The sequence below is a fragment of the Candidatus Saccharibacteria bacterium oral taxon 488 genome, from assembly GCA_010202115.1.
GTDB lineage: Bacteria > Patescibacteriota > Saccharimonadia > Saccharimonadales > Saccharimonadaceae > Nanosynbacter.
Genome location: CP047917.1, coordinates 82,986 through 106,158, shown reverse-complemented (window position 1 = coordinate 106,158; position 23,173 = coordinate 82,986). Strand labels below are relative to the sequence as shown.

The 23,173-nt window shown below is 49.8% G+C and carries 21 protein-coding genes; 2 read left to right on the top strand and 19 right to left on the bottom strand.

The window, feature by feature from the left end; genetic code table 11:
- Nucleotides 1–18: 18 nt before the first annotated feature.
- From GWK74_00545 to GWK74_00510, 8 genes are read right to left on the bottom strand one after another with little or no spacing between them, the layout of a single operon-like run.
- Nucleotides 19–1,782 carry a type II/IV secretion system protein gene (locus tag GWK74_00545; GenBank protein ID QHU90026.1) on the bottom strand — a complete coding sequence of 588 codons (1,764 nt, stop codon included), beginning with the start codon at nt 1,780–1,782 and terminating at the stop codon, nt 19–21.
- A gap of 12 nt (nt 1,783–1,794) precedes the next feature.
- Nucleotides 1,795–2,025 carry a hypothetical protein gene (locus GWK74_00540; GenBank protein ID QHU90025.1) on the bottom strand — a complete coding sequence of 77 codons (231 nt, stop codon included), beginning with the start codon at nt 2,023–2,025 and terminating at the stop codon, nt 1,795–1,797.
- Nucleotides 2,022–2,699 carry a hypothetical protein gene (locus tag GWK74_00535; protein QHU90024.1) on the bottom strand — a complete coding sequence of 226 codons (678 nt, stop codon included), beginning with the start codon at nt 2,697–2,699 and terminating at the stop codon, nt 2,022–2,024. Before GWK74_00535 ends, GWK74_00540 begins: the two co-directional genes overlap by 4 nt.
- Nucleotides 2,699–3,430: a hypothetical protein gene (locus GWK74_00530; protein ID QHU90023.1), complete on the bottom strand. Its 732-nt coding sequence runs from the start codon at nt 3,428–3,430 to the stop codon at nt 2,699–2,701. The genes GWK74_00535 and GWK74_00530 overlap by 1 nt, the downstream gene beginning before the upstream one ends.
- On the bottom strand, nt 3,427–4,473 hold the full coding sequence (gene pilM, locus GWK74_00525; GenBank protein QHU90022.1) for a type IV pilus assembly protein PilM: 1,047 nt from the start codon (nt 4,471–4,473) through the stop codon (nt 3,427–3,429). The genes GWK74_00530 and pilM overlap by 4 nt, the downstream gene beginning before the upstream one ends.
- A 40-nt stretch (nt 4,474–4,513) precedes the next feature.
- Nucleotides 4,514–6,523: a hypothetical protein gene (locus GWK74_00520; GenBank protein ID QHU90021.1), complete on the bottom strand. Its 2,010-nt coding sequence runs from the start codon at nt 6,521–6,523 to the stop codon at nt 4,514–4,516.
- Nucleotides 6,524–8,182, bottom strand: coding sequence for a hypothetical protein (locus tag GWK74_00515; protein QHU90020.1), 1,659 nt, complete (start codon nt 8,180–8,182; stop codon nt 6,524–6,526).
- Nucleotides 8,160–8,654, bottom strand: a complete 495-nt coding sequence (locus GWK74_00510) for a hypothetical protein (GenBank protein QHU90019.1) — start codon at nt 8,652–8,654, stop codon at nt 8,160–8,162. The genes GWK74_00515 and GWK74_00510 overlap by 23 nt, the downstream gene beginning before the upstream one ends.
- Nucleotides 8,655–8,718: 64 nt before the next feature.
- On the opposite strand from GWK74_00510, the gene ychF reads away from it, so the two are divergent.
- Nucleotides 8,719–9,798, top strand: coding sequence for a redox-regulated ATPase YchF (ychF, locus tag GWK74_00505; protein ID QHU90018.1), 1,080 nt, complete (start codon nt 8,719–8,721; stop codon nt 9,796–9,798).
- A gap of 69 nt (nt 9,799–9,867) precedes the next feature.
- Here the strand turns inward: ychF and GWK74_00500 are convergent, their stop codons facing one another.
- From GWK74_00500 to rpsF, 5 genes are all read right to left on the bottom strand, one after another.
- The gene (locus tag GWK74_00500; GenBank protein ID QHU90017.1) at nt 9,868–10,587 is read right to left on the bottom strand and encodes a TlyA family rRNA (cytidine-2'-O)-methyltransferase; all 720 of its coding nucleotides are present in this window, start codon (nt 10,585–10,587) and stop codon (nt 9,868–9,870) included.
- Nucleotides 10,588–11,032: 445 nt separating this feature from the next.
- The gene (gene efp / locus GWK74_00495) at nt 11,033–11,593 is read right to left on the bottom strand and encodes an elongation factor P (GenBank protein ID QHU90016.1); all 561 of its coding nucleotides are present in this window, start codon (nt 11,591–11,593) and stop codon (nt 11,033–11,035) included.
- A 278-nt stretch (nt 11,594–11,871) separates the two neighbouring features.
- Nucleotides 11,872–12,075 (bottom strand): 30S ribosomal protein S18, encoded by a 204-nt coding sequence (rpsR, locus tag GWK74_00490; GenBank protein QHU90015.1) that lies wholly within the window; start codon nt 12,073–12,075, stop codon nt 11,872–11,874.
- Nucleotides 12,076–12,086: 11 nt separating this feature from the next.
- Nucleotides 12,087–12,515, bottom strand: a complete 429-nt coding sequence (ssb, locus tag GWK74_00485) for a single-stranded DNA-binding protein (GenBank protein ID QHU90014.1) — start codon at nt 12,513–12,515, stop codon at nt 12,087–12,089.
- A 37-nt stretch (nt 12,516–12,552) separates the two neighbouring features.
- On the bottom strand, nt 12,553–12,912 hold the full coding sequence (gene rpsF / locus GWK74_00480; protein QHU90013.1) for a 30S ribosomal protein S6: 360 nt from the start codon (nt 12,910–12,912) through the stop codon (nt 12,553–12,555).
- Between the two features lie 136 nt (nt 12,913–13,048).
- Between rpsF and GWK74_00475 the strand changes: the two genes are divergently transcribed.
- On the top strand, nt 13,049–13,858 hold the full coding sequence (locus GWK74_00475) for a prephenate dehydratase (GenBank protein QHU90012.1): 810 nt from the start codon (nt 13,049–13,051) through the stop codon (nt 13,856–13,858).
- 1 nt (nt 13,859) lies between these two features.
- Here GWK74_00475 and GWK74_00470 read toward each other — a convergent pair whose 3' ends face one another.
- The 6 genes from GWK74_00470 to GWK74_00445 form a co-directional block, all read right to left on the bottom strand.
- Nucleotides 13,860–14,690, bottom strand: a complete 831-nt coding sequence (locus tag GWK74_00470) for a hypothetical protein (GenBank protein ID QHU90011.1) — start codon at nt 14,688–14,690, stop codon at nt 13,860–13,862.
- 147 nt (nt 14,691–14,837) lie between these two features.
- Nucleotides 14,838–17,060, bottom strand: a complete 2,223-nt coding sequence (locus GWK74_00465; protein ID QHU90010.1) for a hypothetical protein — start codon at nt 17,058–17,060, stop codon at nt 14,838–14,840.
- 71 nt (nt 17,061–17,131) lie between these two features.
- Entirely contained in the window at nt 17,132–19,300 is a 2,169-nt protein-coding gene (locus GWK74_00460; GenBank protein QHU90009.1) for an RNase J family beta-CASP ribonuclease, read from the bottom strand.
- 143 nt (nt 19,301–19,443) lie between these two features.
- The gene (locus tag GWK74_00455; GenBank protein QHU90008.1) at nt 19,444–20,022 is read right to left on the bottom strand and encodes a uracil-DNA glycosylase; all 579 of its coding nucleotides are present in this window, start codon (nt 20,020–20,022) and stop codon (nt 19,444–19,446) included.
- 63 nt (nt 20,023–20,085) lie between these two features.
- Nucleotides 20,086–20,964, bottom strand: a complete 879-nt coding sequence (locus GWK74_00450) for a hypothetical protein (GenBank protein QHU90007.1) — start codon at nt 20,962–20,964, stop codon at nt 20,086–20,088.
- Nucleotides 20,965–21,024: 60 nt separating this feature from the next.
- Complete coding sequence (locus GWK74_00445; GenBank protein QHU90006.1) at nt 21,025–23,142, bottom strand: polyribonucleotide nucleotidyltransferase; 2,118 nt, start codon at nt 23,140–23,142, stop codon at nt 21,025–21,027.
- Nucleotides 23,143–23,173 lie beyond the last annotated feature (31 nt).

Sequence of the window (23,173 nt, the reverse complement as noted above, 5' to 3'; positions counted from 1 at the left end):
AATCGTCCCCCTTTTCTTTTATGCTGTATCGGCTGCTACCCGATTTACTTCTTCTAATGTTGTCACGCCACTGAGCGCCTTGAGATAACCATCTTGACGCATCGTTATCATGCCTTGCTGAATGGCGAGCCGCTGAATCTCGGCGCTCGTTGCCCGCTTGACGATCAGGTTTTGAACTTCCTCAGTGACGTCCATAACCTCGTACAAACCGCACCGGCCAGAGTAACCTTGCGGCGTCTGCGGCATATCGCGGCCCCTGACTAAAGTATAAGCGGCTTGACCAGATAATGGCAAGGCCTTGTAGCCCAAATCCTGCGAAACAGTCGATATGTCAGCCTGGGTTTTTGGCAGGAGGTGGCCAACCGTTGACTGAATGGTCTCCGTTTCAAGTGGTGACGATTGATATGAATCATATTTTGGCGCCACCCGCCTGACCAGCCGTTGACCAATGATAGTATTTACGGTACTAGCAATCAAGAACGGTTCAATCCCCATATCCAACAGCCGCGGCAGCACACCCGCCGCCGAATTAGTGTGCAGCGTCGAAAATACCAAGTGTCCGGTCAATGCCGCTTGCACCGCCAAGTTCGCCGTCTCAGTATCGCGGATCTCACCGACCATCACCACGTCGGGATCCTGCCGGAGGATTGACCGTAAGCCCGATGCAAACGTCAGTCCAACATCAGCGTGCACCTGAATCTGATTGACGCCGTCAATCTTGTACTCCACCGGATCCTCCAGCGTCACAATATTGATCGAGTCGTCCTTGATTTCCTTGATCAGCGCATACAAACTGGTTGACTTACCCGAACCAGTCGGCCCAGACGTCAAAATCATTCCGCTCGGCCGCTTGATGCCTTTTTTGATGGCTCTCAGTGCCCGCCCAGCATACCCCATATCAGTCAGATCAAACGAGTTACCTGTCTTATCAAGCAGACGAATCACCACCTGCTCTCCCCATACCACCGGCGAAATCGCGATACGTAGGTCGACGTCCTTGCCAGCCACATTGACTGCAAACTGGCCATCCTGCGGAATTCGATGCTCATCAATTTTGAGATTTGATAGAATTTTAATACGGCTAACCAGCGCTGGTTCAATACTTTTTGGTAGCTGCATAATTTCCCGCAACACGCCATCAACACGGCAGCGAATTTTCAACGCCTTTTCTAACGGCTCAATGTGCACGTCCGAGGCATGGCTCTTTACTGCATACTCTAGGATTGTACTAAGCGCCCGCGAGATCGGCGAATCTTGAACGATCGTCACAATGTTCTGCGACGACTCATCCAGTGCTTCGCGCTGTGAGTCCTCCGCTGCCTCATTGACCGATGATAAGTCTGTTCTGTACTGGCCAAGGACATGACGGATGCTTTCTTCGGAGGCCATAAATACCTTCAGCGGCCGCTGAATACGATTTGCTAGGTAGTCAACCGCCTGGACATTATTGGCGTCAATCATCGCCACCGCCAAGCGCCCCTGCACCTCGGCCAGCGGTACCGCCATAAATCGCTCGGCAACATCCTCCGGCAGCAGGTTCAAGATGTGCTGCTCAATCACGCTGCTTGCGAGATTAACATACGGCACACCAGACAATTGCGCCACCGCATGCACCAATAATTCATTCTCCAAAAGGTGCTCCTCGGTCAACAGCGACAGTAACGGCTTACCCGACTCGCTGGCACGCTTTTGCGCCTCCTTAACAACCGACCGCTCAATCAAGCCCTCGCTCGTCAGCAAGCCAATCAATTTTCCCTGCATATCATCCGTCAGTAGCGCCATATCACCTCCGCGCTAACTACCAGTCGCTTTACCAACAATTGCTTCCACCGTTGGGTTAATAGCATCGCGATGAAACACTGCCTTATCCGGCTGCTCAATATCTGGACTAATTTTTGATATCGTCTGTACCTCTACACCTGATGACGGTACGCGCAAGAACGGAATACTACTGGCAACGAAATATGCCACTACAACGCCGAGACTGGCTATCAACACAATCATCGCTATATCGCTCTTCTTCATGGCTTGATCACCTTCTTTCCTAATCCAACTTTTTGCGCCGGCTCAAAATAAGCCTTGCCAGAGATATCCATCGTCATCTTGCCGTCCTCGCTGGCCTGCATCTCGATCTCGGTAATATTGATAACCCGAATTGATTTTTCAAAGCGCGTCAATAGCTCCTTGAGGCTCGATGACGTGCCGCTCACTGTCATGGTAAAACTCACCGCCGAGCGACCATCACCAGCGTCCTCTTGCTCCGCACCCGACTCATTCGCCGTATAGTGGACCGAGATACTTTCTAGTGACAGACCGGCGATGCCATTAACGAACTTCTTCTGGATGGACGCACCAAGCGCATCGGCATTCGCACTAGCCGGCAGTGCATCAAGAATCGTCTGCAATGGACTACTACTATCCTTTAACTTCACTGAGTTAAGCGCCTCATTCGCCTCTAGTGAACGCACATTATCTTTGAGCGACTCGGCCGCCTTTTTATTATTCTCCAGTGTGTTGATGGTGTCTTGCTTCGCAAGGACAACTGCGCCATGAAACAAAATCTGCCGCACGAGGAAGAACGACACCACAATTGCCACGCCACTCACAAATGCCGCACCCGCCACGAACAGAAACATGGTTTTCTTTGATGAATCAATCTGCTGGCGTTTACGGATGGCAATGTCTTTATTTTCAGGCATTAGTTTTTCTCCTTATTTGAAGCGTCTTTTGGCTTCTTGGCAAATAGGCTCTCTGGTACCCCCAGCCGCGAATCAGTCACATCAACTTTACCGTTTGGCGTCGCAATCACCACTGAGCCACTCGTTTTCGAAAACAATTCTGCCGGATAGGTAAACGTGAACGAGAAGCGCAACACCTTCTTACCGTTGGCATCTTCACCAAAGCTGGCCTCACCCGCCTGCAGATTCTCAGCCAGCGGCTGTTTAACCTCTTGCCCATTTTGTGTTGTCTGCACAGTCGTATTGGTAATCGTCTTCTTAAATATCTCCAGCGCAATATAGCCATTCTCAGCTGATCCCTCAATAGTAATTGTCCGTGACTCTGGCTTGAGTTTTAGCGTCGCAATTTTAATACTATTTGGCGCCACCGGATTGACCGCCGTCATCACGTCAAATAGCCGCGAATCGGCCTGACGCTCACTTGATAGTTTGTTAATTGTCGCCAGCTGATGCTGAATGGTCACTAACTTATCGAGATCTTCAATCGACGTCAGCTCGCGCGTCTTACTCTTAATTGTTCCATCATGCAGCGCCTCCAAGGCTATCTGACCACCAAAGATTAAGCCGAGAGCAACCGCCACTCCGACCGCGATCATGCTGACGGTTATCGACATCGCTGTCACGGTGTTGCGCATCATTTTTGCCCGAAGCAGCTCGCGCTTGACATCGGGAATCAAGTTAATCTCAATCACGACCCACTCCTCCGCTGCGCTAGACCAACAACCGTCGCAAACTCCGAGGCAATTGGTGCTAATTTTTGCTGATCGGCCTGCCCAAGACTAACATGCTGCCACGGATCGGCCGTAGTCGCCGGTATACCAGTCTTGTTAGTAATATAATTATCCATCATCGGTATCGCCGCGCCAAAGCCCGATAGTAAAATTCCTGACACGGAAATACTCGGATAGCGCGTCTGAAAGAACTTAATTGATTTGGTCAGCTCGGTCGCAAAGTTATCCAGCACGCCATCAATCGCCCTGAGGACTTGCCCTTCAAGCCGGTCAGGCGCCAAACCAAACTTGATAATAAACTGGCGAGCCTGATCATCCTGCACGTTGAGATTTTGCACCGCCGCTCGCACCAGCGCCTGCAATCCGCTCGGCACCGTGCGCACTAACCGCGGCATATCGCCATAAATGACCGCCAAATCGGTCGAGTGTTCGCCCATATCTAGTACTAACTTTGCGGTCGCTCCATCAGTCGGTGCTAATGCCCGAAGCATCGCGATCGGATCCGGCTCCTCAGCAACCACATTAAAGCCAAGACCTTCGATGAACTCAAGCCGCTCCTCGACATAGCTAATCGCTGCACTCGTCAATAACACCTCATACTGGCCTTGCTCGCGCAAACTGTCGCCGAGCAGTGCCCAATCAACCTTGGCATCCTCAATCGCCATAGGAATGTACTGATCAACCTGGTATTTCATAGTCGCCTTTAGCTCTTGGTCTGACACTTTTGGCACATCAATAATCGCCGTAAAGGTCTTGCTCGACGGTAGCCCAATCGCTACATTTTGCGTCTTGATACCGCTCTGTCCGACAGCAGTCATGATCACTTCACCAAGCTTACGCTGCGCCTCTGGCGAATCACTACCCGTAACCTTCGGGTCAACAGGTGCATAACCATAGTGCAGCAGATTCCATCCGTTGCTCGTTCGTGCCAACTGAACGACACGCACCGCATTCGTCCCGATGTCTAATCCGAAAAAGTCGCCCAGCCCTTTAGCTAATTTCATACTATTCTATTATACATAAGCATATTGAAATGTAAAACCCTTAAAATCGTGGCGGTAGCTCTTTTAGATGCATCGTTTTGATAGCCCCCGATTCTTTCGACCGCTCATTTCCCCACAAATATGCATCAGCACGCAAATTCAATATTTCCGCCGGCTCGCCCGGATTATTGCCAGAGGTATCGCCACCCTTGGTAAAGGTACGACGCAAAAAGAGGTGCTTCGCAACAATCGGACCGTTGATCCGCAGCTGTTTTTCACACGTTTTCGCATCCAGCCCCGACAGCCACTGACGACTATCACGAACTATGGTATCACAGGTATTGATTGTACCATTCTTGGCCACCAGCCAAGCATCAAGCTGCGTGACATTCGGCTCAATGATAATATGCCGAGCGCTGATAATCAACTGCGGCAGATCCCGAGCCGCCGAATAGTTACCGCCCTCCTGCTTTACGTCACCCTTGATAGTCACCACGCCGCCCGATTTGATAACAATTTGCCGGCCACGCTTAATTTCTCCACCGGTAATCGTCAGGTTGCCAGCCTGATACACACCACCGGCCACGTCACTCATAGACACCGCCCCGGATAAATTTCCCGTGTTCGTAAAATAGGCATCAGGTGTGCGTACGGTCGGCATCTTGTCGCGAAAATTACCAAACGGGATGTTAGTGTTCTGAAACGTCAGATCATTATATTGCCGTGCCTCAATCGCCCCCGTTCGCCCTGTCGGCGTAGACGATAGTCCTGCCCCCGAAGAGGAAATAATTTGTCCAGGTGCACTAATGGCATATTCCGCCCACGATCCGTACAGCCGCGGCTCCCCCGGCACCGGCTGCCACCCCTTTGGCGCATACACACCGAGCAGCCACCGAGCAGCCGCATTAGCATTGGCGAGGCTAGTTGGAGCAATCGCATCTTGCACCTCTAGGGCAATCACATTATCACCAGCCCGTAAATAATCCGCGATGATTCTCTTCATCTCGACACCAGACGACGCTTTCGGATTAGCGAAGACTGGCTTGCCATTAACGTACACCGCAGCATAATCATCAACCGCCAAACGTAAGTATAGCCCTGAGCGCCCATCGTTCAACAAATCCAGCTGACGAATCTCTTCAAGCTGCTGGCTCGTCAGCCGGAATTTCTGCCGAAATAGCGTCACGCCAGACGACTTCACGTAATTTCCACCATTAGTATCAGTTTGCGGCGCATTATGGCGTCGAGTTAAGAACTCCTTTAACTTCGTCTCATCCTTGCAACGCGCACCCCAGAGCGGCTTTGATTGGCCGCCTTGATCATACATTGACTGCCGAAAAGCCCCGTCAGTCGCCCACGCCGATGTCCCCGATTCCTTGGCAACCCCGCCGCATTCGGCAAACTCGGCCGCCCCAGCCGCGCCCGATCGCTGGGCGGGTACACCAAACGGCACTTTCGTCGTGGTATTAGCGTCCGTCGCCCAGCCACCATACGCTCGTGGATTAACATATGCTCCACCCGCTAGACCACCGCTATTAGCCGCTACCACATCGTCAAACCAACTCGGCGCTGGCGTCGCCGAAGACGTGCTATTTTCACCATCCGGTGCCGTCCATGCTGACACCGATCCACTACACTTATCCTGACCAGCCGTCCGATTACCAGACATCGGTAATGGCATCATCATAAACCCACCATAATTAAACGTCCCGCCAATACCATCGACCACTGTCGTGGCATTTGCGTTCACACGACAGTCAAACCCACCATCCCCAGCCGTTGGCCAATTGCTAATCCGTTCTGGTGTCCCGCCGATCTGCTCTCTCTCGCCAACCGGATATTTCTCCCATGGCATGTGATATGACGTGGCTGGGCCATAACTACTGCCGCCCGGTGGCGTTGTCGTGCTTGCTGCTAGCACCGCCCTCTCGACGTGAGTTACGTCAGGCGCTACTTGCGCCGTCACGCTGATATAATGACGCCAGATATACACTCCAAGGCTTCCGAATACCACTAGCCCAACAACACCGACTCCGATCCACCACCTTTGGGTTTTTAACTGCAGCGCCATCTATCGCCTCACTCTCGTCAGTGATGTCCTGACTTCCGCATTATTATTACCCGCACTACCGTCTATTCCGATACCAACTCGCACATCCGCCCCCCAAAACTGAACTTTTGGCCGTCCGGCAACCTTTGCACAATCGACCGCATAGCGAAACGTACTGGTATTCACATGCTGGTTGTACGTACTCACGATGGTCATATAGCACAACTGGTCACCAGTCGTCATCGTCACCCCGCTCAAATTATCCTTACCGAGCGGAATTTCCAGCCCACCTCGCTGGATAATTGTTCCCGCGCCATTACGTGCCAAATTATTTGATGTACAATCTGCCACCTGTAAACCCGGTCGACTATTTTTAATCGTGTTCTTGGCGATATAACAATCCCAATCGCCCACTAAATTACCCGGCGAACGTCTATCATACGGCACAACAACTCCCTCACCGCCTGGCACGGTATAATTTCCACCGCCCCTTAACACAAACCGCACCACAGCATAATTTGCCCGATTTGACCGTGTCGATCCTGTATGATTAATTCGCGCGGTCACGCCACTCACCTCAATCGTTCCTTCATTAATATAATCTGGCGCCTGCACTTCAGGTCGCAACTCATAGTCATACGGCACCGACGCACAGGCATTCGATGAGACCCCCCAGCCATCAGTATTCCACGCGCCCGGCAGCCATAAAATCTTTTGACACACTGTTTTACCGACATCATCCTGCGTCACGATCCCCTCAGCCCCAAAGACATTATTATATGGCTTAACATCGCTCGGCTCATAAAACGTATTCCACGGGCTAGCACTATGCGTATACGGCGACGCCCACGCGTGATGCGTTGTCGTACCATTAACATCCTGATTAATTCCTATGCGCTTTAGGGTGTAGGGAGGAATCGTATATGAAGAATTATTCCGTAGATAATGAAAAAATCGTACGCGCTGTCCTGGCGCAGCGGTCGCGTTTTGCACTAAGCTGCCACCATTGATTGATACTCGCGATTGTCCTTCGACAGTCCATTGGTTTGGCGCCTGCTCACGCTTAATCCACACCTCAACATCTTGTGTCGCACAAACACCGCTACCGCCTGGACTACTATAGAAACAGCGCCGCACCTGCAAAATGATACGGCCGGAACTTCCTGGTGCAATTACGCCAGATATATCAATCCCATTTACTCGAATGCTGCTACCGCCATCAACCCAGTGGTACGCGCCCGATGGATGCGTCCCACGATCAAGCGTACCGCCAGATACTAATGTCCGACCATTCTGACTAACCGTTACATTTGTCGCCCACACCCGCGCCTGCGACTGGCCATTACCATTCACCGACCCCCTCAAGTCGAGTGATAATGACGTCGCATTCCAGCTAGCAGTGTTAATAACATCATTCGTATACGACGTCCCAGGCGACGACATCCACATCGCACCGCACCGCGTTCCGCCGCCCTTACAGATATATTGCACCGCAAACCGTTCACCATCATTGCGCGCATTAATACACATCAAATGTCGTCGACCGCTCAAACCGCTACAGTCCACCGCCTCTGCTTTATCCGCACCAATAATCACCAATGTCGATGCGACAACCACAAGTGCCAGCATATAGCCAATAATGAGACGCAGTCCGACCCTAGCCCTGACCCGGTGTACCATCCTTATTCCCCGCACCCGCATCAGCCTTACCGATCTCGACCAGTGCTTTTACCGTATCCTGATTAATACCCAGTCGATAAAACGGCTCGACCGCCTGGCGCATCTTCATTGAGTTGATCAACCCTTGATGAATCTGATCAATCCGCTGGCGATCATTCCGTAGTGATGCATCGTGAAGCACAACATAGTGACACACCGTATCGTCACCCGGGCCGCCACGCTCTGAGATCTTCTTCACTAGCCCCTCAAGCGCTGTCGGACCATACCCATTCGGTGCAGCGATAATTGATTGATATTCTTTTATCATATCCTCGCCACATATCATCTTAGCGGTTGGCGCGATATCTTGGCTCGGCTCTTTTAATCCAACATGCAATCGCCCCATCACCATCATGATAACGGCGACTATCGCCCCGACACTCAACACGATACCCGCTATCATAAATATTCGCGAGACAATAATCTTATTCATACTGCTTATTCTAATACATATTATATACTGAGGCAAGTTTGTATAATTTGTTATAATACACGATATGAGTCTATCAATCGGAATCGTCGGCCTGCCAAATGTCGGTAAGTCGACCATATTTAATGCACTTACTAACAATAATATTCTAGCGGCTAATTACCCGTTTGCCACCATTGAACCGAATACTGGCATCGTACCGGTTCCCGATGAGCGGCTCGATGTACTCGCAAAACTGTATGATACGCAAAAAATTATCCCCGCGACCGTAACGTTCGTCGACATTGCTGGATTGGTAGCTGGCGCCTCAAAAGGAGAAGGGCTTGGCAATAAATTCCTGCACAATATTCGCGAATGCGACGCCATTATCCACATCGTTCGCGCCTTTGAAAACTCAGATATATTACGACACGACAATACCCCGATTAACCCTCAAGCCGACATTGACATCATCAATACCGAACTTATCCTTGCTGACATCCAAACCATAGAACATCGTCTGCCTCGTCTCCAAAAAGAAGCCAAAGCCAAGCCGGAGGCACGACAGGTCGCTACATACCTTGAAACACTCCTGACATCACTTAATTCAGGTACACCGATAGCATCCATAGAAAATATCAAATATGAGATAATTAATGATCTTCATTTACTCACCGCCAAGCCAATTATTTATACATTTAATGTTGACGAGGCGGGGCTCGGCGACCATGTCCTACAGGAAAAACTTGCCAAACTCGTCGCGCCAGCTCGAGTATTATTTATTTGTGCCAAGCTTGAAGAAGAGCTCAGAGAATTGTCAAATAATGACGCCTTGGAACTGCTCGATAGCTACGGGGCTTCCGAAACTGGATTGTCGCAGCTTATCCATGCCGCGTACGACATACTTGGTCTACAAAGCTATCTCACGGCAGGTCAGAAGGAAGTTAGAGCATGGACAATACATAAAGGCTGGACGGCGCCACAGGCTGCTGGCGTCATCCACTCAGACTTTGAGCGCGGATTCATCGCCGCACAAGTCATTAGCTACCACGACCTTGTTGCCGCAGGTTCAGAAGCTAGGGCCCGTGAAGCGGGTAAAATACGTATTGAGGGTAAAAATTACATCATGCAGCCTAATGATGTTGTCGAATTTCGGTTCAATGTCTAATATTATTGTATAGTATACTACGTTGACTTAAGTACAACGATGCCATTTTTACTACAACTATTACCCCTGTTATTTTTTTAGTTGTAGCTTATAGAAGCGCTCGACATTACCCTTACTGCCAGCGACGGTGCTATCCTTTTTATCAAGAACTACAAAGTACTGTTTTGCCCATTGCTCAAAATCGGTCAGGATCTTTCGTCGTATAGCAGCATTTTTTACAACACCCTTTTGTACCAAATGACGCCCTGCCTCAAACTGCGGTTTTACCATTGCTACAAGCACCGTCGTACTGCCCATCAGCCGTTTTGCAACGTGTGGTAGAATGTCGCGCAGACTAATAAATGACACGTCTCCCACGATAATGTCTGGTGGACAATCAAGCTCAAAGTCACGAATGTCTGTCTTTTCGTGTAATATTATACGCCGATCGTCACGCAGTCGATGATGCAACTGATTCGTGCCCACATCAACAGCATACACGCGTCGGGCGCCATGACGCAGCGCAAAATCAGTAAATCCACCAGTACTCGACCCTATGTCCAGCACTGTTTTCCCCTGAAAGTCCAACCGAAAACTATCCGCCACACTCGCTAGTTTGAGGCCTGCACGCGAAACGTACCGCTCACGAGTCAGCAACGTAATGTCTGCTGTATCATTAACGAAACATCCGGGACGCGTCGCCACCCTACCATTGACCATGACTTGCCCTAAGCCTATCCAATTCTCTGCTTCTGAACGCGATTCAACCAACCCGCGTTCTAGTATCATTTTATCTAATCGCTGCTTCATGTCACTTCTCATTGTAGCCTGAATACATATTTTTCTCAATCACTAGTGACCTATTGTGATAGTAGAACTGCTGTTATAAATACATCAATAGTTATTCTTACTTTTACCTATAGGCCGATCTTCGCTATCGTTAATTCTACGTTAACTAAAATACAACGTTGTATACTACACACCAGTGTAATTTATACATCAATAGTTATATTTACCTCTGTAGTGGCCAAGGATACTCTCACCATTATCGCAAATAGACCCATAATTTTCATGAAAACAATTGTCGTATGTATCACCAAAAACACCCTACCAGCTATACATATATTACGTTGTATTTTTAGCATCAATACCTAAACTCTTGCTCCACTCTTTATCGTTATTTGATGTATTAACAACAACAAAAAGCATCGCCCGAACACCCTGGGCGACGCTTCCGACAAGAAGACCCCTTTGTTTATTTTTTGCGCTCTCGATATTCACCCGTCGCTGTGTCAACACTGACAATATCGCCCTGTTTAATGAATGCTGGTACCTTAATAATAAGGCCCGTCTCAAGCGTTGCATCCTTAAGTACGCTTGAGGTTGTATCGCCCTTTACGACATCTTCAGTATATGTAACTTCGAGATAGAGATTTTTTGGTAATTCAACATTAATCACTCGCCCATCAAACACCTGGAGATTCAGCTCACAACCCTCTTTCAAATAATCTTTCGCCTCATCTACCACGTCATTAGACAATTCAAATTGTTCAAAATTTTCTGGATCCATGAAGCAGAACATATCTCCGTCATGATATAAATATTGAACAGTCTTGCTAGCCACTTCAGCTGGCTCAATTTTGTCTTGACCCTTAAAAGTCTTCGGGATGACACTTCCATCCAGTAAGTTTTTCAATTTAACGTTCACAATAGAACCTCCACGCCCCATAACCTTCTGTCCATATTCAATGACGCGATATGGCTTACCGTCAATCTGACAAACCGTACCCTTTTTAAGATCTGTCGGCTGATACATATTGTTTTTCCTTTCCTATAACTATTAAGCTACCGTACCTAATTCTAACATTCTTTCGGACGGTAGAGTATTTCTCGCTGACTGAACATATTTTTTACTCAAATACCCCACGGTGGTCTTAGTAACATCATAATACTATCCTGCATCAAAAATAAAAACGCGCTGTACAGCAGCCCACAAGCAACAGTGGCCTGTGCCTTACCCCTGCACAGACCACTCGACTTTCTCTCTTATCTATAAATACGTTCGGGGTTAGAGAGTTCCCTCAATGTATACTTTTATTGCCCTTGCGATACAAACGGCAGCAATGCTAAGTGCCGAGCACGCTTGATCGCCACTGCCAAGCTACGCTGCTGCTTGACACTGAGACCCGTCTTTGCTATCGGCTCAATTTGGCCATACGCGTTAACATAGCGCATTAATGTTTTAACATCCTTATAGTCAAAAACCGTTGGGGTATCTTTCTTTAATCGTTTTGCCATTTTGTTCTCCTTTAGAACGGTATCTCGCTAAGATCGATCGGTTTATCATCAATATCCGCTACGGTCTCAGCCTGCTTGGTATTAGTATTACGTGATGCGGTTGTATTCGCGCTATCACCGCTCGGGGCGTCAAGGAATGTTACATCGGTCGCCGTCACTTCAATACGCGAGCGGCGCTTGCCGGTTTCTTTATCATCCCAGCTGTCCTGTCGCAACCGACCCTGCACCAACACGCGGCGGCCCTTTGACAGGTACTGCATCACCAGTTCGCCCAATTTTTCCCACGCGGTAACGTCGAAGAAATCAGCTTGATCATCCTGTCCGGCACGATCAACCGCGATACTAAAGCTAACAACTGTCCGACCTGATGGCGTTGTCCGCTGCTCTGGATCGCGCGTTAACCGTCCCAGTAAAATAACTTGGTTGATACTTCGTGCCATGATGACCCTCCTTTTTTATTATGTATCGCGTCGAATATTAGGCTTCTTTATCAGCCGCCTCGGTAGCGACCTTAGCTTCGCGCTCTTTCTGCTCAGCAAGCGCCTGGCGTGTCTTCTCGTCGGTCTTAACCAACAAATAACGAAGTACCTCGTCGGTGATATTCAGAACATTTGATATCTTGAGCGGTGCACTGCTTGGCAACTTCACCTCAAAGTAAACATACACCGCAAAGTCTTCACGGCGAATCGCATAGGCTAGTTTTTTCTTGCCCCAGTTGTCTTCTTTGGTGATTTCACCACCATTGTCTTTGATCAACGCTCGAACCTTGTCCAGCGCCGCGTCCAAATTTGCTTCCAAATCTGGATGAATAAGAACGGTCAGTTCGTATTCGTTCATGTTTCCTCCTTTGGAATCCATTACGGATGGTTATGTTATCGCACATAACCTTAGGTTATTATTCCTCCGTATTATACGGTAATCTAATGCAAAAGTCCAGTGATGCACCCCGCCAGACCATGCTACAATAGAGTTCATGCGTATCGCCATTCAAGGACAAGCTGGATCATTTCACGAACAAGCAGCAAAACAATGGTATGGATCTGACATCACCATTGTTCCGTGCATGACCTTTGGCGACATCTTTCAAGCCTATGCTCGCAATAAAGCCGACGCCGTTGTTGTGGCAGTAGAAAATACCATTTACGGCACCATCAACGAAACCTACCGTCACATCGAATCTTGTAGCGCTCCCGTCGTCGGTGAAGTGACGCTTACCATTCAACAAACCCTCATCACCAATCCAGGCACACAACTTGAGGACATTACTACTGTCTATTCACATCCTGTCGCCTTGTCACAATGTCAGCGTTTTCTCCAAGAACGCCTACCGCAAGCTGCACAAATTGAATATTTTGATACCGCTGGCGCTGTCGAATTCATCAAGCAACAGGGTTCACCACACCTGGCAGCCATCGCCGGTGAAACCGCTGCCCAACTATACAATATGCCAATTCTCAAACACCACATCCAAGATGCCCAGGACAACATCACTCGTTTCCTCGTCCTTGATCCAACCGCCACAGTGACTAACGCCAATCGAGCAACACTTGTGGTGACCACTGCCCATCAACCAGGCAGCCTCCTTGAAATACTCCGCACATTCGCCGATCAGTCCATTAACCTCACCAGCCTCCAGTCCCAACCCATCATCGGCCAACCATGGAACTACAAATTCTTCATGACCGTTGACGCTGCCGGCCCGTCATTGCATCACGCCATCAATAAAATTACCTCAACTGGTCACAAAGTAACATTACTCGGTGAATATCTGGCGGCACGTTAGTTTACTGAGAAGGCAAGATATCGGATATATCACCATCGGTCGCGAGCCGATCAAATAGGCTTTTTGCCGCATCATATACCTTAGCACTCTTCACGGCCCGACCGTTAATCTCTCCCTTAGCCGGTACCGCCGCTATGCTTTCATAATCTGGTCTCGATGGCGAGACAGACTTTGGTGAAACGATCGTAATTGCCTTAGTCTCCGACCAACCATCAGTGATCTGTCTGTGCGACCATTCCACTTTCGTCAGTAACACGCCTTCGAGGGCCGGTAGTAGTGCTTCTGGAGATTCAATATGCTGATGTGCCACAGGTTCTGGAGACAAAAAATCCAACCGCCACGTTATCCGGTCCGTCTGTCTACTCTTTGCGCCGACCTCAATCATATCAGTGGCAACTTCTACTGCGATCTCACTTCCACCAAGCCTTTTGTCGCCTTGAGTAACATCAACCGATACCACATTTCCCCTATCATCTGTAATCGCTATTGACTGCTGTTTAAGCCTATTGTGATCATCATGATAATCTTGGCGAGTAAGTCGAGCGGCCTTACTATCAACCAACTTCCCCGCAGCAGTAAGCACTCGTCCGGCAATACCGCGTGCCTGTCGAAGCATATCAGGATTCTTTAAAAAGACCTCTGCCTCTTGACGGCCTTCGGTGTCTGGTAGCGTAAATGTAATTTCTTCCGCTCTCGAACTATCATTGGACTCTTTGAATGTTCCACCATCGGTATTTTCTACTGATGGTGCGGGCGGAACATTGTGTGACCGGCCAAGACTATACCCAAGTATACCTGATACGGCTAACGTGACCGCAGCAACCCCCACCACAAGAGGCCTCCTTAACTTGTCGGCTCTACTATTAGGAGATAATTCTCCATTATTTCTACAACTTATGCGCGCCACGTAGCCATCCTTCCACATACAAATCAATTTCTCACTTAGCGTATTATAACCTATAAAAATAATTATGTCAAGCTAGCTATTACCCAGCTCGTCTATACTTGAGACCAAAACATCACGAGCTTTTGAGCCGTTCGCTGGGCCGACGATGCCACGCTCTTCCATCTCTTCAATCAGTCGCGCTGCCTTGCCGTAGCCAATCCGTAGCCGCCGCTGCAAATAGCTGGTAGAGGCCTTGCCACCCTCAATCACCACTCGCACCGCGTCCATAAATGCTTCGTCTTCACCGCCGCCGCTAAAGTCAACTGCCAGGCCGCCCTTGCCATTTAGTTGTACTGGCTGCGCCACCACCTCATCATTATACTGCGGTGCTGACTGCATCCGCAAATGGTCAGTAATTTTATTGACCTCGTCATCGGTCACCCACGCGCCCTGGATACGTTTTGGCTTACTCATGCTCGGCGTATACAGCAGCATATCACCCTGGCCAAGCAGTTTCTCGGCACCAATTTGGTCAAGAATGGTCCGCGAGTCAACCTGCGACGCCACGGTAAAGCCGATACGCGCTGGCACGTTCGCCTTGATCAATCCGGTAATTACGTCAACACTTGGCCGCTGCGTTGCCAGGACCAAGTGAATACCCACCGCTCGGGCTTTCTGCGCCAAGCGAACAATCAGCGCCTCGACGTCGCGTGCTGCCACCATCATCAAATCGGCTAGCTCATCAATTACAATAACGATGTACGGCATCGCTCCATCTTCGTGCTGTTGAATGTTGCCATCAGCGTCCGCTACCGGGATTTTTTTAGCTCGCGTGGCTAGCCGTTGATTATACCCTTTAATATCACGAATCTTCTCCGCCGCCAGTAATTTATAGCGCCGCTCCATCTCATTGACCGCCCATTTCAAGGCCGAAATAGTCTTTTCTGGCTCAGTAATCACCGGGGTCAGCAAATGTGGAATGTCTTCATACGGCGCCATTTCCACCTGCTTTGGGTCAACCAAAATCAACTTCATATCGCTCGGGCTGTTGCGATATAGCAAACTGGTCAGTAGGGTATTAATCATCACCGACTTACCAGAACCAGTCTGTCCAGCGATCAACATATGTGGCATTTTGTTGAGCTCACCGACCACTGCTTCACCAGAGATGTCCTTACCAATTGCAAAGCTCAGCGGCTCGCGAGCATTCTTCCACTGCTTAGAATCCAACACGCCATACAGCCGCACATCAGCCGCTCGGCGATTTGGCACCTCAATACCAACGGCTTTTTGCCCAGGAATTGGCGCTTCAATCCGCAAGCTCTGTGCCGCCAGATTCAAAGCAATATTCGTCTCCAGTGCCGTGATGCGTGTCAATTTCACACCACTCGGCGGCCGCAAGGTATACTGCGTCACCTTTGGTCCAATATTTGCGTCTTCCATCTCCACATCAATGTTAAATTCTGCCAAGGTATCATGAATAATCTGCGCATTCTGCCGAATATCACCAGCATCAGCTGGACTTTGCTTCTTCTCCAATAGATCAAGGCTCGGTGCCTGCCAATTCGGGTCGTGTGCCGCCACCAGTGCTGCCTGCTCCTCAGCTGCCTTATCCCGCGCTACACTACCACGCAGACTGCTCAACGGCGATGCCTTTTTATCCTTTGGCGTAACCGGATCGACGGTTGGGACGCCGGCATTCAACTTGATGTCGCTCGATGATTTGGCGCTGGCCGCATCTTCACGAGCCGCCTTCTTCATCACCGCCGCATTGTTATCCTCCTCGGAGTGGTCGCGCTTGAGCGCCTCGGCGATTTTCTTGATCACCATAAACGGCGACGTCTGAGTAATAAATAGCGCGGTAATAATGATGAGGACCACATATATCAAAGCAGCGATGCCCGGGTCGACCATGGCGCTCATCGCCCGATTGGCCGTATCACCGATAAATCCACCAGCATTTGGGCGGGTTGGTGTCTTTAATAATCCAAACAAACCAGACAACCACACCACCTCGAGGATGGCTGCTAATTTCATCGCCAGCGGCAACCGATTATTCTCCGCCCGGAAAATCTCCACAGCAATATATATCAGCAAAATCGGCAGCCCATACATCGCGTAACCAAGCATGCTCAGAATCGCCTTATGTAGCCACTCCAGCACCGGGCCACCAACACCAAACCACGCCACCATCAGAAGAAGCGACAACACAACGAGCAGTACCGCGCCGACTTGCGCCCAAAAGCCGCTCGGCACATCATGTTTTGGAGCGGTGGAAACTGATTTCTTGCGGGTAGATTTTCGTTTTTTTGGCATACCTGTTTTTATTATATCACTTTACCGACGTTCACATTGTAGCATATTTTACAACAAATAGCAAGTGTTGGCTAGTATGCGCGCACTCGGCCGACCTCTCGCGCCTTGGTATCATTTGCCTCGGTGTCTGGCACCTGGCGGCGCGGGAAGCGGCGGCGCGGCATAGTTGGCAGAGTCATTTTTGGCTCCGCCGCCGAGTTAGTCACAACCTTTTTACTGCGCGCCGGTGCTTTTGCGGTAGAAGTACTCGAGGTAGCGGCTGATTTTACTGTCTTCAAGCCACCCACTTCGTTAATCACCGGGATAACAATCGGTGTCCGACGCGTCTGGTCATACAAAATATGCGTAACTTCATCCTTAATCTCTTTTTTCACTACATCAAGATCATACTTACCAGCAAAACTGCGCGCTGCCTTCTGTTTCAAATACTGACGAATCATGTTCATCAATTCCTCGGAATCACGCAGATAAATGAAACCGCGGGAAATAATGTCTGGGCTGGTCAGTAACCGACCTGTGCCGCGTTGCACCGTCAATACCACCACGAACATTCCTTCCTGAGACATATGAATGCGGTCTTTTAGTACCACCTCGGATACAATAGCACCCGTATCATCATACATCACGCCGCCAACTTGAATTCGACCAGCTTTCTTGGCTTGGCGCTCAATATCAATTTCAATAATATCACCAGCGTCACACACAAAGATGTTCTTCCTCGGAATACCACACTCTTTCTCTGCCAGCCGGGCATTGTGAACCAACATGTGGAATTCGCCATGAATTGGCATATAGTACGTTGGGTTCAAGGCGTTGATTAGCTTAATGTGATCGTCGTAATAACCATGTCCCGACAAGTGCAGCGGTCCAATCCCGGTAAGGTGTGTCTTACCATTCTGAATCACATCAGAACCCTCGCGCATTAAGCCATCCACTGTTCGCACCACGTTTTTCTCATTGCCCGGAATCGGATTAGAGCTAAACACCACCACGTCAGAGCCTTTAATCTTCATGTATTTATGCGCGCCAGTCGCCATACGGCTCAGCACAGCATTAAACTCACCCTGCGAACCAGTACAAACCACCGTGACCTGGCTGTCTGGTAGCTTGATGATATCCTCCATCTTCATGACGGTATTTTTCGGAATCTTAATGGTGCCTGAACGCAGCGCCACTTCCAAGTTCTGAATCATCGAAAATCCGGCAAACGCCACCTTACGCCCATGCTTATGCGCTTCTTCCAAAATTAATTGCAAACGGTGTACCTGTGATGAGAAACAACTTAAAATCACTCGACTATTACTAAATTTATCCATCACCTGACCAATGGAGTATTGAATATCAAACTCAGTGTGAGTGTGCGTACCGGCCGATTCACAGTTGGTCGATTCGTTCATGAACATCAACACGCCTTCTTTGGACGCCACTTCAGTCATCCGTTTGAGGTCGAACTTCTGACCATCAACCGGACTTTCCTCAAACCGCCAGTCACCAGAGTCAATCACCACACCCAACGGCGTCCGAATCACCACCGCCGTTGAATCTGGAATTGAGTGATTCACCCGCACCAATTCTACCGAAAAGTGCTTCGACACCTGAACAACTTCGTGGCTCAATGGATCCATCACCCGAAAGTCCGGCTGGAAATCAGTATCCGCGTCAGCCATCGACTTATCTAGCATGCCGACGGTAAATTTCGACGCATAGACCGGTGCTGGAATCCGGTGGATAAAGTGCCGGAAGGAACCGATGTGATCAAGGTGCCCGTGGGTGAACACATGCGCCTTGATTTTATGTTTATTTTCCTCCAGCCAGGTGATATCCGGTGTGATGTAATTAATACCTGGATAGTCGCTCCCTGGAAATAAAAAGCCCATATCCACAACGATAATTTCATCGTCATACTCAATGGCGTTCATGTTTTTACCGATACCCATTTCGCCGACACCGCCGATTGGGATAATCCTCAGCTTCGATTTGCCGCCGCGAGTCCGTTTTGGCTGCATTTTAGCGCTAAATTGTTCGCCGCCATAGCCGTTGTAAACTGATTTGTTGACCGGAATATCGATCACGTGCTGCGACGCCCTGAGATTAACGTTCTCACTCGTGCGCCGCTGCGCCCGAAACACCTCACCCTTGCGAGTAGTAGTGCTATTCATCACCGCTGTGTTACTTTTTTTTGTAGCTGGTCGTTTTGACTGATCATCGCCCTTCGGCGTCGCAAGTCGTCTCTGGCCCATGCGTATTGTTCTCCTTTTATAAAAATAAATACCTTGCAAAATTAGAATGACAGGTGATAGACACGGGGGCAACGTACGACAAATCTATCCCCTAACAATTGTGTTCATTATAGCACGGGGCGCCAGCTCTTGTCAAAAATAGCTCAGGCGCTCGCCTGGGCGGCCAATTGCGCCGCCCGCACAAAATCGTCAATTAACGTCTGCCGCAATGCCCCGTTATACAGCGCTGCTGCCGGATGATACAGCGGAATTACCAAGAACTTCAAACCGTTGAATTGTGCCCAGCGCGGATTACCATGATCACGCGAAATCGCCAAGTCAGGAATGAATGCCGTGCCGCTATGCCGACCCAATGTGATGACTACCTTTGGCTGAATAATTTGCAGTTGGCGCATCAAATACGGCCAAAAAGCGCGCTTCTCCTCCGGCAGCGGGTCACGATTGTTTGGCGGCCGATATTTAACGATATTGGTGATATAGACATCTTGACGACGTAACTGGGCTGCGGCTAACATCTCGTCAAGAAATGTACCAGCTGCCCCAACGAATGGTTTACCCTGAAGGTCTTCATTTTTTCCCGGCGCTTCACCGATAAATACAATGTCCGCGTCAGCTCGACCGTCGCCCATCACCAGCTGCGTTGCCTGTAGCGCCAAGTCATGACAAACATCACCAGCGATAATCTCTGCCGCCAAAACCTCCAGTTGCGCTACCTCATCCATATTTCTATTATACAAAACACCTCGTCACTATGCGAGGTGTTTTGCTTGATGCTGAGGCGAAAATTACTTTTCAGCTTTTTCTTTCACTAAGTTGATGAATTCTCGCTCGTGTTTCTGTAGGTTTGACTCTTGAATCTTTTTAGCAAAGCCGGCCAGTGGATTTGAGCTACCCGACGGTAGACGCGGTACCCGAGTAGTGTAGTCTTTATTAGCGCGTGCCACGAAGTAATCACCCAGCAACTTGTAATACTCTTTCATTTGCTTGCCAAAGTCCTGTGCTTCTTTCTGTTCTGATTTGGCAACGTTATCGAGCAGCTTATAGCAGTCGCTCATCTTTTCATCGTAGAGCTTCTTTACTTCGTCTCCTGACTTACCGACATAGCCGAAGAAGCTTGGTGCGCACTTCTTAGAAAAGTCCTTCATATCTCCTATCAGACTGGCAATGGCAAGCAAATTCGGGCGTACTTTTTCGTAGGCAGTCTTGTATTCACCGAAAGATTTTTTGGTCTCCTCGTCGCGCATAATCTTTGATGCATCAAGTTTTTTCATCATTGTATCAGCACGCTCCACCGCCTCTTCAATCAGCTTCTTTGCGTTATCAGCATTCGACGACTTGAGTGCCGAGTTGAGGCTGTTGCCGTCAAACTCTTTCATGGCCTTAGCAGCTTCTTGGTAATCAGCCTTTGATGGCCCACCAAGGAATATAACTGCCAACACGATACCAACGACAATGACTATCAAACCAATTGAGCCACCGATGATACCCCATAGCGCACCCTTGCTCAAGCCCTTTTTGGGCTGCATTGGCACACCCTGCTGCAGCGGCTGCTGCGATTGTGGAGCCGATGGTACTGGCTGTGGTACTACTGGAGCAGCCTGCTCATTTGCTGCTGGCGGTGTTGCTGTCGGTTGTGGTACGTTTTTATTATTCTTATCGTCCATAATCCCCCTCAATTAGTCTTATATTCTCCTATTGTAGCGTACTTTGCTAAAAAGCAAAAGTTACAACCCGATCATCGTCAAGTTAATCTTACCGCGCTCATCGATGCCAGTGATTTTCACGCGAACGGTTTGTCCTTCCTTGACCACATCAGTCACCTTAGCCACGCGATGATCGGCCAGCTTCGAGATGTGCACCATCCCGTCAACTCCCGGCAGAATATTCACGAAGGCTCCGAAATCTTTGATACTGACCACCTTGCCCTCATAGATTTTGCCAACTTCCGGCTCCTCAACCAGGCTTTTAATCCAATTGAGAGCTTTCTCGATCGATTCGCCATTCGGGCTGGCGATGGTGATCAAGCCGTCTTCCTTAATATCAACCTCGGCGCCAGTCTCGCTGGTGATCTTGTTAATCACCTCGCCGCCCTTGCCAATGACCGCACCGATTTTATCTGGGTCAATTTTTAGCTTTTCAATCCGCGGCGCGTATGGGCTGAGTGCTTCGCGCGGCGCTGGCAAAATACTTAGCATATGGTCAAGGATAAATGCCCGGCCAGCCTTACTCTGCTCAATCGCTTGGCGCAGCACTGCCACCGGCAAACCATGCACTTTCATATCCATCTGCAGCGCCGTGATGCCCTTGGCTGTACCAGTCACCTTGAAGTCCATGTCACCGGCAAAGTCCTCGGCATCGGCAATATCGCTCAATACGTACGGTGTATCACCGTCCATCATCAGACCCATGGCGATACCGCTAACTGGTGCCGAGAGAGGCACGCCAGCATCCATCAACGCCAGACAGCTCGAACAGGTCGCTGCCATCGACGTCGAACCGTTCTGGCTCATAATTTCGGTAACGCTGCGAATGGCGTACGGGAAGTCTTCTTCGCTCGGCAACACCGGCGTCAAGGCTCGCTCCGCCAAGTAGCCGTGGCCAATCTCGCGCCGGCCCGGGCTACCCATCCGCTTGACCTCGCCAACCGTGTAGCCCGGCGCATTGTAATGATGCATGTAGCGCCGCTCGCCGTCGTTAACTTCCATAGTATCAACCAGCTGCGCATAACTCAGTGGCGCCAAAGTGACGATATTCATACCCTGCGTCACGCCGCGAGTAAACAGACTTGAGCCGTGTGCTCGCGGCAACAAACCAACTTCTGAACTTAATGGGCGAATTTCCGTTAATTTGCGGCCATCTGGACGCATATTATCCTCGACGATACCGCGGCGAACATCTTTGTGCAATGCCAGCGTGAACGCTTCATCATAATCATTGCGAACTTCGCTATATTCTTCCTCATCTATGCCAAGTCTTTTGGCCATCGCTTCATGAAACTCAGCACGAATATCGCGAATCAGCTCATTGCGCTCCGGATACGGCCGGCGAATTTGCTCACCCAATTTACCATCAACCCATTCGTCAGCCGTCTGCTGAATTGCTTCATCAGGTAAAACTAATTCATATTCTTGTGCGGCTGGCGCCACTTTGGCTGCCAACTCTCGCTGCAACTGAATCGCCGGTTGCATCATCTGGTGCGCCCAGGCCATAGCGTCGACGATCACCTCTTCTGATACCTCCTCGGCGCCAGCCTCCACCATGGTGATGCCACTCTCGATACCCGCCACCACCAAATCCAAATCAGATTGCTGGCGCTCCTCTGGCGTCAAAAAGGCCTTAAACTCGCCATTCACCCGCCCGACGCGGAGCCCTGCTACCGGTCCGTCAAACGGCGTCCCGGTCAGCATCAGGGCACTCGACGCCGCAATCATCGCCACCACGTCCGGGCGGAAATCCGGATCCATGCTCAGCACCGTCGCCACGACTTGCACCTCTTGACGGTAGCCCTTTGGAAACAGCGGCCGAATCGGACGGTCGATTAGCCGGCCGACCAGCACCGCCTCGTCGCTCGGCCGACCCTCGCGCTTGATAAACCGCGAGCCAGAAATTTTACCCGCTGCATAAAACCGTTCTTCATAATCAATCGACAGCGGGAAATAATCCAATTGCACCGGCCGGCTGCCCACCTGAGCACTGCCCAAGACCACCGTATCGCCATAGCGTACCAGCACACTACCAGTCGTCCGAAAACCAACACGGTTGACCTCGAGCGTCAACGGCCGGCCACATAATTCCGTCGTAACCGAAAAAATCTCCTTACCACTCGGGTTAATAATTGCCATAGATCCTCTCTTTCTCGCAAAGACAGTAACA